The organism is Halalkalibacter sp. HAAS-P014 (genome assembly GCF_056619965.1).
The window spans coordinates 176,063-188,032 of record NZ_JBWQTV010000011.1; the positions used below are offsets into that span (position 1 = coordinate 176,063).

At 36.5% G+C, this 11,970-nt stretch carries 11 protein-coding genes; 4 read left to right on the forward strand and 7 right to left on the reverse strand.

From position 1 onward, the window contains the following. Window positions 1-19: 19 nt before the first annotated feature. Complete coding sequence (locus tag AC1FXZ_RS09515; RefSeq protein ID WP_480052899.1) at window positions 20-1,795, reverse strand: SLC13 family permease; 1,776 nt, start codon at window positions 1,793-1,795, stop codon at window positions 20-22. 296 nt (window positions 1,796-2,091) lie between these two features. Then, window positions 2,092-2,373 (reverse strand): amphi-Trp domain-containing protein, encoded by a 282-nt coding sequence (locus tag AC1FXZ_RS09520; protein ID WP_480052901.1) that lies wholly within the window; start codon window positions 2,371-2,373, stop codon window positions 2,092-2,094. A 255-nt stretch (window positions 2,374-2,628) separates the two neighbouring features. Here AC1FXZ_RS09520 and AC1FXZ_RS09525 point away from each other — a divergent pair, with 255 nt between their 5' ends. Next, a complete protein-coding gene (locus AC1FXZ_RS09525; RefSeq protein WP_480052903.1) occupies window positions 2,629-2,952 on the forward strand; it encodes a thioredoxin family protein in 324 nt (107 codons plus the stop codon). Window positions 2,953-3,078: 126 nt separating this feature from the next. Here the strand turns inward: AC1FXZ_RS09525 and AC1FXZ_RS09530 are convergent, their stop codons facing one another. From AC1FXZ_RS09530 to AC1FXZ_RS09540, 3 genes are all read right to left on the reverse strand, one after another. Then, entirely contained in the window at window positions 3,079-3,522 is a 444-nt protein-coding gene (locus AC1FXZ_RS09530) for a small multi-drug export protein (protein ID WP_480052905.1), read from the reverse strand. Between the two features lie 166 nt (window positions 3,523-3,688). Continuing rightward, window positions 3,689-4,450, reverse strand: a complete 762-nt coding sequence (locus AC1FXZ_RS09535; protein WP_480052907.1) for a carbon-nitrogen hydrolase family protein — start codon at window positions 4,448-4,450, stop codon at window positions 3,689-3,691. 367 nt (window positions 4,451-4,817) lie between these two features. After that, a complete protein-coding gene (locus tag AC1FXZ_RS09540; protein ID WP_480052909.1) occupies window positions 4,818-5,507 on the reverse strand; it encodes a Crp/Fnr family transcriptional regulator in 690 nt (229 codons plus the stop codon). A gap of 225 nt (window positions 5,508-5,732) precedes the next feature. Here AC1FXZ_RS09540 and ric point away from each other — a divergent pair, with 225 nt between their 5' ends. Continuing rightward, window positions 5,733-6,440 (forward strand): iron-sulfur cluster repair di-iron protein, encoded by a 708-nt coding sequence (ric, locus tag AC1FXZ_RS09545; protein WP_480052911.1) that lies wholly within the window; start codon window positions 5,733-5,735, stop codon window positions 6,438-6,440. 120 nt (window positions 6,441-6,560) lie between these two features. Here the strand turns inward: ric and AC1FXZ_RS09550 are convergent, their stop codons facing one another. Continuing rightward, complete coding sequence (locus AC1FXZ_RS09550; protein ID WP_480052913.1) at window positions 6,561-7,700, reverse strand: TIGR04053 family radical SAM/SPASM domain-containing protein; 1,140 nt, start codon at window positions 7,698-7,700, stop codon at window positions 6,561-6,563. A 242-nt stretch (window positions 7,701-7,942) separates the two neighbouring features. Beyond that, entirely contained in the window at window positions 7,943-8,782 is an 840-nt protein-coding gene (locus AC1FXZ_RS09555; protein WP_480052915.1) for a hypothetical protein, read from the reverse strand. A gap of 169 nt (window positions 8,783-8,951) precedes the next feature. On the opposite strand from AC1FXZ_RS09555, the gene AC1FXZ_RS09560 reads away from it, so the two are divergent. Together AC1FXZ_RS09560 and AC1FXZ_RS09565 are read left to right on the forward strand one after the other, a co-directional pair. Continuing rightward, entirely contained in the window at window positions 8,952-10,688 is a 1,737-nt protein-coding gene (locus AC1FXZ_RS09560) for an ABC transporter ATP-binding protein (protein WP_480052917.1), read from the forward strand. 114 nt (window positions 10,689-10,802) lie between these two features. Beyond that, the gene (locus AC1FXZ_RS09565; RefSeq protein WP_480052919.1) at window positions 10,803-11,942 is read left to right on the forward strand and encodes an alpha-hydroxy acid oxidase; all 1,140 of its coding nucleotides are present in this window, start codon (window positions 10,803-10,805) and stop codon (window positions 11,940-11,942) included. Window positions 11,943-11,970 lie beyond the last annotated feature (28 nt).

Sequence of the window (11,970 nt, forward strand, 5' to 3'; positions counted from 1 at the left end):
GAAGCGTTGCCTACTACCATTAAGTTAACCATACGATATTTACAACCACTACCGTTACAATACAATATAAAATATTAAGAGGTATTCCCACTTTCAGATAATCAGAAAAACGGTAACCACCTGGTCCGTACACTATTAAATTAGCTTGATAACCAATCGGCGTCGCAAAACTAGCAGACGCTGCAATCGCAATCGTCACAAAAAACGCCATCGGCTCAACGGCTAACTGATTAGCCATTTCTAACGCGATCGGTATCATCAGGACTGCTGCTGCATTATTTGTAACAACTTCTGTAAATAGCGTTGTTAGGAGGTAAACAGCTATAATCGCCCCTAGTACACCCGCTCCTTTTGTTATGCCCACAAAATTATTAGCTATAAGTGCTGCTGCACCTGTTTGATCAAGCGCAATCCCTATCCCTATCGCACAAGCAATTAGTAGGAGTACATCAAAATGAATATATTTTTTGGCACCTTCAAAAGTAATCGTCTTTGTTAAGAAAAGGACAATAACTGCTAATAGTGCTGCATTAAACATCGGTAAAATATTAAAGGCTGCAAGCAAGATCATGATCACCAATGTTGCCATGGCAATGATCGATTTTCTCGGATCATTAATTTCCGGATCTTCAAGTGGAGAAATTAAATAAAAATCTCTAGAGTTAGACCAACTATTTACAAAGTCCTTACTCCCTAACAGTAGTAATGTATCTCCCGGCTTTAATACAATGTCACCGACTTTGTTGTTAATTCTCTCATCATTTCGATGTACAGCAACAATTCCTGCACCGTATTTACTGCGAAATTTACTTTCTTTCACTGTATTTTGAATTAATGAAGACTGATGGGAAACAACTGCTTCTACTAAAGAAGCACTTCCATTTTGCAAATCTTCTAGTTTCAAATTTGTTCCGGTCTCTACCCTTAGACCTTTTATGTTTTGTAACTCTACAATCGTTGATAAAACTCCTGTAAAGATCAGCTTATCATTTTCCATAAGCTTTTTGTAAGAAGGCACAGAAGCTGTCCGTTCTCCATTTCTAATTAATTCAATTAAATATAATCCACTAAGACTTCTTAACCCAGCTTCTTCAATGGTCTTCCCTTTTAAAGGTGAGTTAGGCTCAATAAACGCTTCTGCAAGATATTCTCTTGAACTTTCATTAAAAGATTCTTCAGATGTTTTTCTAGTTGGCAAAAGCTTATACCCAATTGTAGTTATATAGATTATCCCTAAAATACCTGCAGGGAGACTCACAATTGCTAATTGAAACATCGAAAATCCACCCAAACCCTGCTCTAGCATAAATCCATGTATAACAAGGTTTGTGGATGTACCAATTAATGTCAAGGTCCCTCCAAAAATAGTCGCATAAGAAAGTGGAATTAAAAACTTTGACGGTGAAATATTTTTTTCTTTACACCACTTACGGACAATAGGTGTAAACATAACAACAATCGGTGTATTGTTTAAAAATGCAGATAAACCTGCGAGTGGAACCATCATTTGAAATAGGGATTTTCTCGGACTCTTTCCCGCACCTAAGGATTTTGTAACGATTTGATTTAAAACGCCACTTTGTTTTACTGCCCCTGCAACAATAAAAAGAAGTGCGACAGTCAGCATCCCCTCATTCGAGAAACCCCTTAACGCATCAGAGGGTGATAATACACCACTTAAAAGAAGAACAGCAAGTGCACAAAAAACAATGAAATCGGGCCTAGCCACTTCTTTCATTAAGCAGACAAGCATTCCAAGGACCACAATTATGACAAGTGCTATTTCGATAGTCATTTCCCTCTCTCCAATCTTTCACAATCTCTATATGTAAATTCTCTCTTCTCATCAAATCAAATACTATACTGGTAATTCATATCGATTTACTATGATTTATGAATAAAAAAAGGCACATACTTTTTACAAGAAGAAGTATGTGCCTTTGGTTTTTCCAATCAGCTCAAGTATAAATAAATTTGATATTTACATTATATTAATCCGATAATTCTGATGTGTCAATACTTGATTGGTTTTTTATAGAAATTAATAATGTGCCTGCAAAATTTTATCTTGTTGTTTACCTTTTTGAGCTATTATTTTATTTCAATTTTCCCAGGCCCTTGGTTATCCCCTTCATACCAATCAAATTCTATTTCAAACGAATGCTTGTCACCCTTTTGCGTGTACTCGATTTCTGTTTTGACAACCTGGGTTGGTGCAACCTTAATTTCCTCTCCGTCTTGAACAAATACAAACTCTCCATTTTCCTTTAACTTGCGAGCAATCGTTTCAAGAAAGCTTGCAAATTCTTCTATCGATTGCTTTTCTTTATGTTTAATAAGATAATTTGTTACCATTTGCTGTTGTTCATTCATAGCACACACTCTCCTTTTAATATTTATATTCATTATAATAAACAATCTTTCGTCTCTACAATCATGTTCAATGAATGTTCTTACATGCTAAAAAAAAATTTTATTGCATTTTTTCATTGAATGACATACATCATAAAATCAATTGAAAGTACGCTTTACTAAGAAGGCGAGTTATTCTAAGTTTTAACCGTCAATCCAAATAAGTAAAATTAAATAGAATTAACACAATGAAAGCGAATTAGGAGGGAACATTCAATGAATGAACTAACATCACTCAACATGGTAAAAACATTTATTAGCAGAAATTCGCTTAGTTTTTTATACATATCAAGAACTAATTGTGGGGTATGCCAAGCTTTATTACCCCAAGTAAAAGAAATGTTGTTACAATTTCCTACTATCCATTTAGGTTATATTAATGCTGATCATGTTGAAGAAATAGCTGGAGAGCTTTCCATATTTACTGTACCCGCCCTCCTTTTATATGTTGAAGGAAAAGAATTTATAAGAGAAGCTCGGTTTGTACATTTAGATTCTTTACAAGACAAAATAAGTAAAATTTATAATATGTATGGGTAGTATAAAAAAACAGTTAGCAATTTTTAATCCTCTTTAAAGCAAAAAGCTCCTGCTTCAAAACGAGTTAACGAATTGAGACAGGAGGTTTTAGCATTTTATTATCAAGCAGCTATCTATCTATTACAATCATTGAACAAACAAGTCAAAACCAAGCATCGTAATAATCCCAAAAATCAATGTCCATAATGCTAAACTGACTGTCATCCAAATTAATGTTCCATTTTTAGTCGCACCTAAAGATAACCCAATAAAAGCAGCGATATGGATACCTATTAAAATAGGGCCTGCCAAAGCAAGACCTGGCAGCCCGTACTTATTCCATACGTTTGTTGCACGCATACTACGTTTTGATTGTGCTTTTCCCTTCTTTTTTTGACGATTTGCGAACCAGACTTTTACCTTTTCAAACCCGATTACTAATGGAATAACTGTACTCAAATTACCTAAAAACGCAAGAAGCATTACCCAAAAAGGCGATAAATCCCGGATAATTCCAACCGGGATCACTAAGGCTATCTCAAACCATGGAATAGCTGCAGCTAGAAAAACAAGAATGTATTCATATATCATGAAAGACCTACCTAACTATTTAATCTTTACATTAATTCTAACTAATTTACTAAGCTGAAGACAAATCGAATACTCAAAAAAACAATAGCATTTAATTAATATGTAGAAATATTAATTAAGAATGAAATAGGAACTGATGAATGCTGACTAGAGATACACACATTCTTTAATTAACCTTAATAACTTTAAAATTAGCAGAAATTAAGTTCATCTCTTCTAGATCCCATTCAAAAATGATAATTGCCGATTCAGCTGATTTATAGGAAAGCAGTCGTTTCCCATTCTTAATTACAGAACTTTCAGCTTCCCAAAAGGAGACTGTTTCATCTTCCCCAGTACGATTACAAACAAATACGGGCAAGCCTGTATCTATCGACCTTTGTTCCCATTCACCATTCGGCCCATGTAAACCAGGCCCCCATGATGAAGGAGCAACTAGAATCTTCGCTCCTTTTGCCAATAATGTATCAGCCACATTTTTTGTATATGCATCTGCGCATATTAAAACACCAGCTTTTATATCCTCTAATTCAACCGGTTCAACAACCTCACCTGATGTAGACCAGTTATCTACTTTAGCGACTTTCTTCTGACTGCCAATTAATTCACCTTTTGAATTAATCACAAAGACAGTATTGTATAATTCATCTGCCTTCGATCTTTCTGCGCAACCTAAGAATACAGTTGCATTTATCGATTTAACAATGTTCTGAAGGTGTGTCATCCATTTATCCGGTTGTTCATTAATCCAATCCGTTCCAACCTTCCGAGAAAATTGTAGCCCGCTTGTAGCAAGCTCTGGTGTTATAATCCAATCAACCTTTTCCTCTGCTGCACCCAATACAGCTGTTTCAATCAGATCTTGGTTGTAGGCTATATCACCGGCTATAGGCAATAGATGTAACAAAGCAACTCTAATCTTCTTCACAAAGAACTCCTTTCTTAAAATCCAAATAAATTTATAAATGATTAATTAGACAATATATTATACTATTCTGACATAGATTTAGGAAGAACACACTAGCTTATTTTGATTTATCTTATCTTGGATCTTAAGGGTATCACTCCGGCCTTCTGTGTCCCTCTTTTCTCTTTTTCTGCACTTTCAAGGCTTCAGTCCGGCCTTTTGCTTCATATTTGGTTGTCTCATACGTTAGTATTCCCTCTCTTTACAATGATGTTCCCAAGGGCTTCTACGTTACCATTCCTTTAATAAATCCGATTATAAAGCGACCTTTTTTGTTCTTTACAAAAGGCTCCGGAAAAGGTGAAAGTCAACCTTTTTCCGGAGCCTTTTAAATAATTTCTTCTTCTAATTTTTTTGAATGGATAAGGAAATACCCTTCTTCATCGGTGTCGATTAGTTCTTTTTTTCGCAAACGATTAATCGTACGATTCATCGTTTCTCTTGATGTGCCAATCATATTAGCTAATTCTTGATTCGTAAATTGTGAAGTGAGTTTGTATTTTTCATTAAACTTTATTCCATTTGATTTACCTAAACGGATGAATAACATCACAATTTGTTCATACGTGTCACGTAAAATTTTTTGTTCTAATCGATTTTGAAGGTCAACGATCTTTTCACCTAACACTTTGAACATTTTAATACATAGTTCTGGATATTTAAGTAGGATTGCTTCAAACTGTTCAACCGGAATGACAATTAAGTCAGCAGTTTCAAGAATCTCAGCATGCGCTGGAAAGTCCCCTTTCCGGAAAAAGCCTGCGTGTGGAAACATATCACCGGCTTGGAGAATGGATACAATTTGTTCTTTTCCTGATAAATCTGTTTTGTGTATTTTCACTTTACCAGAATGGATAAAAAACACTCGATCTAATGGTTCTCCCTGCATAAAAACAAATGATCTGGCTGTATATGTCCGTAATTGTGAAATATCAACGATTGGCTGGATCTCGGTTTCCGAAAGCTCTTTAAAGAGCGAAACAGCTTGTAAATGTTTTTTTATCATTGCTAACTTCATCTTTAAACCCCCTTATTAGCAAGCAGCTTACATTTTACCTTCAATTGTACTAACTTAACAGAGCTAAAACTGTGATCACTGTCACTGTTTGTAAGATGAATGTTTTCAAGTACTAGCGAATTCTAGACCAGTGATCTATCTCACAATGTCTTTTATAAATTATTGTTATTCTTTAGCTAGATCCAAAAAGCTACATCCAAAACTTTAATTTATGGAGGAATTATCATGGAACATACATTTACTGAAACATCGATTGTAGGCGATATCGTCACAAAATTCCCAAAGGCTGGTGACCTTTTTAAAGTTTATCGTATTGATTTTTGTTGTGGGGGAAACCGTCCACTTATAGATGCAATTAATGAGAGACAATTATCTCCTGAGGAAGTATTAAATAACCTAAATAAACTTTATCAAGAAACATCAGCTCTTCATGCATCTAGAATCGAATGGGAAAAGGCATCGTATAGTGAATTAATTGACCACATTATTCACAAACATCATCGCTACCTTAAGGAAGAATTGCCTCAATTAAGTCCTTATGTCACAAAAGTACTACGTGTGCATGGTGGAGCGCAGCCACATTTAGCTGACATTCATCGCTTGTTCAATGAGTTACGTGTTGAACTGGAGCAACACCTAATTAAAGAGGAAACGGAAGATTTCCCACTTATTTTAGAAGTTGAACAAAATCGCACAGAAGAAAACATCCAAAAGTTACAAAAAGTCGTTGATGAGCTTGAAAACGAACATAGTCACGCTGGTGACATTCTAAAGAAACTTCGTGACGTTACAGATGATTTCAATCCTCCAGAAGGAGCGTGTGGTACGTATCGTCTCGTCTATCAACGTCTTGAACAGCTTGAAGCAGATATGTTCCAACATATTCATTTAGAAAATAATGTGTTGTTCCCACGAGCAATCGCTGAAGCATAAGTTTTTACTAACTAGTTATTCCACAATCTATTCTCACAATACAAAAAGGATTGTCTATCATTTGACGATCCTTTTTGTAATTTCTCGATCTATTTGATTCACATAATAAAAGCATGGACGCTATTGTCCATGCCCTATTTTTTCTCTCTTCCTCTGTTTCCTCATTACTTTAGGAATATATACACAGAACGGTTCGCTTTCCATGTAATCCCCAGTCATCGCATATGCTCGAGACCGAGATCCCCCACACACTTGGCGAAACTCACAAACCCCACACTTGCCTTTAAATTTATCTGGATTACGTAAGTCTTTAAAAATAGGTGAATCCCGATAAATGTCAGCCAATGGAGTAGTACGAATATTTCCGGCTTTTACTGGCAACAATCCACTCGGAAATACGTCTCCTGTATGTGAAATAAATACAAAACCATTTCCATCATTGACTCCTTTTGGCGCTCTTCCTAACCCGTCAAATGGTCCAGTCAGACCTTTTGTCAATGCGTCCTCATAATGAATCACTTGATCAGGAGTGATGGATTCTCTCATCTTTTCTTGAATTACGACACGTCTGTAATGTTGAGCCGCAGTTGTTTTAATATCAAATGAAACGTTTTTGCTTAGCTTGTAAAGCCAGCGAAACACTTGCTCATGTTCTGCTGGTGAAATCATATCGTTTTCTTTTCCCCTACCTATTGGTACAAGGAAAAACACACTCCAAAGTACACATCCTAGCTCCTCTACTAATTTCGCCATCTCTTCAAGTACATCAACATTATACCTAGAAACGACAGTGTTTATTTGAATTGGAATTTCCAGCTTATGCAGATAGGAAATAGCGTTCATTGTTAACTCAAACGAACCCTCCGTCCCTCTAAAATGATCGTGTATTTCAGCTGTGGGTCCGTCTAAACTAAATGCCCACCTAGCAAGCCCAACTTCCTTCGCTTTCTGAATAGCTTCTTTAGTGACATTTGGAGTTGCGCTTGGAGTCATTGAAACCCGAACACCTTTTTTGATTGCATATTCTGCAATGTCATATACATCTGGACGCATAAGTGGATCTCCACCAGTAAACACCAACATTGGATTATCCATTTCAACTATGTCATCTATCAGTTTTTTTCCTTCATCAAATGTTAGTTCAAGTGGATGACGATGGTACTGAGCTTCTGCTCGACAATGAAGACATTTTAGTTCACATGCTCTTGTTAGTTCCCATATAACAATAAATGGATTTTTGTTGAAATCACGATTAAACATCTGGGTCCCTCCTATCAGATCACTTCTATTATAAGCTTCTAGCCGATCATAGATAGTGAGGTGCATCACAATAAAAGCCACATCTGTTGCGAAGTTTTTATGTTTTTTTTAATGTATAGTATGAAGCTTAACTCGAGCTAATAGTCTGTTAGGTGATTAACGTAAAAAAGCTCTTGTCAAAGGATACTTTCGACATGAGCCTTAATAGTAGTTTTTCACTAATGGATAGATGATTGGCCTTTTTAATCAGATTGTTTTCCCACCTGAGAAAACACCAGGTTTCTGGAATAAATAGCCGAAAAAATAGTAACTAGATAAATACAAGGAAGCACAAATAAATTCCTTACTTTCAATATCCCTATGCGCATTAAAAAGACATCAATGAACAACATTGTTATAAAGGTGGTTATTTTTCTTTTACTTTCTTTACCTTTTAACAACCATGCAGTTAACCCAGTAACAACAACACCAATAATAGGTGCAACTATAAAGTGTTCTTTCCAATTAAACTTTTTCCCTTTCCCGTACTTAACCTTCCCTAGTAAAGCGAATAAAAAAACCATATTCATCCACGTTGTTTGGATCATATTAAAAAAAGAAACAAATAATATAAACGGATTTTTTCTTTCTAACCCTTTTTGCCATAAATCATTAAAAATAAAGGAAGCAAATATTAAAATAAATGTGTACTTTGTTCGCCACCAATTATGTTGAAATACTCCTAATCGTAAAAATAGCTTCTCAATTAATACAAAACACAAACTACAGAACAACTTTAGTTTCCATCCAAGCTTAAAAACATTTATAAATAACGCTGCAATAGGTACATAAAAAAATTGTGACCCAACAGAACCTAATATATTATCTAATTCTTTCTGTTTTACAAAGCCCGGCTTATAGACATATCCATTAAAAAGAGCAACAACAAAATAATCAAAGAAATAAGCAAATCCAGTATATGAGAACAATAGGGTTATATGTTTCTTCCGTTCTTTGCTTTTCATAAAAACAAGTATTAAAAAAACAGCTTGGATAATCCCTAATATAAGATAGGGATACTTATTAGATCTTCTATTTCTCATTACAAGAAGGTCCTTCCATAATGTAATTTGGTGATTAGTTGTAAGATATACAACATTGAATAAAATCATGTATTCCATAGTACTAATTTCTAGGCACACCAAAATATAGTTTCATCCTTATTCCGTGTTATGATGATAAAGTTAGAACACCATATAAGGAGTTTACCTAATGGAAAAAGAACAAACTACCAACCTTAAGCCATTTTTGTCTCTCATTTTATCAACAAACATTCCTAAGCTAGCCCTTTCTTTTGGATTAATCGGAAGTCTTATTACGACTCTTGTCGGCCTTACTATTCCACTGTTAGCAAGAGAAATGGTAGATGGGTTTGCTATAGGGTCTTTAAACTGGCTCTTAATCGGGCTAATTGGGGTCGTCTTTATCGTACAGGCTGTGATAGATGGTTTCTCAACCTATTTACTAGCATATACAGGGCAGAAGATTGTATCCAAATTACGTGAACAAATGTGGTTCAAACTTTTACGCTTACCTGTAAAATACTTCGATAAAAAAACAAGTGGCGAATCCGTCAGTCGTGTTGTAAATGATACTGGCATCGTAAAAGATCTTATATCACAACATTTCCCTCAATTTATCACAGGTATTATTACGATCATTGGTGCGATTACTATTTTAGCGATAATGGATTGGAAAATGACACTCCTCCTAATAATTGCCGTTCCTATCACTGCATTCATTATGTTTCCACTTGGACGGAAAATGGCGAAAATCTCGCGTGGTCTTCAAGATGAAACTGCGTCATTTACCGGGAACATTCAACAAACACTTAGCGAGATTCGCTTAATGAAAGCCTCCAATGCTGAGAATGTTGAAGAAGCTAAAGGAAGGAAAGGGATCGGCGCATTACTGGGGTACGGGCTAAAAGAAGCGCGTATCTTTGCACTCATTGGACCATTGATTTACCTTATCATAATGGTGGTCATTGTAATTATTATCGGCTATGGTGGTATTCGTGTGTCTGAGGGTACGATGACTACAGGCTCTCTCGTTGCCTTTTTACTTTATCTGTTTCAAATCATTTTCCCTATAACATCCTTTGCGATGTTTTTTACTCAGCTTCAAAAAGCAAAAGGTGCAACAGAACGAATCATTGAAATTTTAAATCTCGAAGTAGAGGAAGGACAACAAGGACTGGCAATGGATATAACCAACCTGCCTATTCAAGTTGATAATGTTTCGTTTGCCTATAGTGAGGAAGAGCAAGTTTTAAAAAATGTCTCTTTTGAGGTCAAACCTGGGAATATGCTCGCGTTCGCAGGCCCGAGTGGTGGAGGGAAAACAACAATGTTTGGCTTGCTTGAGCGCTTTTATGAACCTACCTCTGGTGAAATTCGGATTGGCACTACGCCTATAAGGGAGTTATCAATGAATTCATGGCGAAGTCAGATTGGATATGTTTCTCAAGATAGTCCGATGATGGCAGGGACCATTCGTGAAAACCTTTGCTATGGCTTGAAAAATGCTACAAATATATCAGATAGCCACTTATGGAAAGTGGCGAAAATGGCCTTCGCTGATCAATTTATTAAAGAGTTTCCACAACAGTTAGATACAGAAGTTGGCGAACGTGGCGTTAAGCTCTCCGGAGGTCAAAGACAGAGAATTGCTATCGCTCGTGCTTTTCTACGGGATCCAAAGATTCTCATGATGGATGAAGCAACAGCTAGTCTAGACAGTCAATCTGAAGCAATTGTACAAAAAGCCTTAACACGACTTATGGAAGGTCGGACAACCTTCGTCATTGCCCATCGCTTATCCACCATAGTTAATGCTGATAAAATTGTGTTCATCGAAAAAGGCCAAATAACAGGAATGGGCAGCCATCGAGAATTAGTCGATACTCACCCATTGTACCGTGAATTTGCTGAGCAGCAGTTCACTTAACACATAAGAAAAACAGGGAACTATCCTCTGTTTTTACTAAAAAATCGATCAGACGAATGAATTTTTTTCACACAGCTATAGAACCACATGATATGTAGAAAGTAGGAGTTGAAAATGACTATTGAAAACCGCGATATGCTAATGATGAATATAAGCAAAGAAACAGATTTCCCACTAACTTTTGAAGAATGGGAACAAAAAGCAGCTGAAAACATGCGCGCCGGTTACGGCTACGCAAGCACTGGTGCTGGCAGAGAAGAAACAGCAAAAAGAAATTCAGAAGCTTTTTCTAAATGGGCGATCGTACCGAGAATGTTAAACGATGTTTCAAATGTAAATATGGGTATTACTCTTTTCGGTCGCCGTTATGATACTCCATTTTTCCTGGCTCCTATCGGAATGCATCTGCTTGCAAATGAACAAGGGGAGCTTGCTACGGCAAAAGCGGCAGCGACTTTCAACGTACCATTTATCGTGAGTACCATCTCAAGCTTTTCGATAGAAGAAATATCAGTGGCTGCTCCGAACAGCCCTAAATGGTTTCAACTATACTTTTCAAGTCATCACCCTGCCATCTCCTATAGTATGGTAGAAAGGGCAGAAAAAGCCGGTTATGAAGCCATTGTCATTACCGTTGATACAGTGATGGCCGGCTGGAGAGAAGGAGACATCCGAAGTAAGCTCTCCCCATTATCACAAGGATTTGGCAAAGGGAATTATTTAAACGACCCTGTCTTCATGAATTCCTTGCCTAACCAAGATCCAGACACTATCATAAAGGGGATTTTAGAAAATATCCAACACCCTTCCCTAACCTGGGAGAATATTGCTGAGATTAAAAAGCGTACAAACTTACCTGTTTTACTAAAAGGAATACTACATCCTGATGATGCAAAATTAGCGATGACATACGGGGTTGATGGAATTATTGTCTCAAATCACGGTGGTCGCCAACTTGATGGGGTTATTGCGTCCATTGATGCATTACCTACTATCGTGGAAGCTATCAATGGCAAGATTCCTGTATTATTAGACAGTGGTATCAGACGAGGAATCGATGCAGTCAAAGCTTTAGCTTTAGGTGCAGACGGGATTTTAATTGGAAGACCATTTCTATACGGTCTAGCTGCATTTGGGCAACCAGGGGTAGAAAAAGTACTTGAACGATTTATTCAAGAAACAGAAGTGTCCCTTGCACTTTCTGGAATTCCTGATCTAACTAAAATTTCGAATTTAAAGATGAAAAGGGATTAGAAACATAATTTTCTCACTATTTTAATAG

Coding starts and splice junctions, on each gene's coding strand:
- AC1FXZ_RS09515 (WP_480052899.1), bottom strand. CDS start 1,795: ATGACTATCGAAATAGCACTTGTCATAATTGTGGTCCTTGGAATGCTT.
- AC1FXZ_RS09520 (WP_480052901.1), bottom strand. CDS start 2,373: ATGAATGAACAACAGCAAATGGTAACAAATTATCTTATTAAACATAAA.
- AC1FXZ_RS09525 (WP_480052903.1), top strand. CDS start 2,629: ATGAATGAACTAACATCACTCAACATGGTAAAAACATTTATTAGCAGA.
- AC1FXZ_RS09530 (WP_480052905.1), bottom strand. CDS start 3,522: ATGATATATGAATACATTCTTGTTTTTCTAGCTGCAGCTATTCCATGG.
- AC1FXZ_RS09540 (WP_480052909.1), bottom strand. CDS start 5,507: ATGAAGTTAGCAATGATAAAAAAACATTTACAAGCTGTTTCGCTCTTT.
- ric (WP_480052911.1), top strand. CDS start 5,733: ATGGAACATACATTTACTGAAACATCGATTGTAGGCGATATCGTCACA.
- AC1FXZ_RS09550 (WP_480052913.1), bottom strand. CDS start 7,700: ATGTTTAATCGTGATTTCAACAAAAATCCATTTATTGTTATATGGGAA.
- AC1FXZ_RS09555 (WP_480052915.1), bottom strand. CDS start 8,782: ATGAGAAATAGAAGATCTAATAAGTATCCCTATCTTATATTAGGGATT.
- AC1FXZ_RS09560 (WP_480052917.1), top strand. CDS start 8,952: ATGGAAAAAGAACAAACTACCAACCTTAAGCCATTTTTGTCTCTCATT.
- AC1FXZ_RS09565 (WP_480052919.1), top strand. CDS start 10,803: ATGACTATTGAAAACCGCGATATGCTAATGATGAATATAAGCAAAGAA.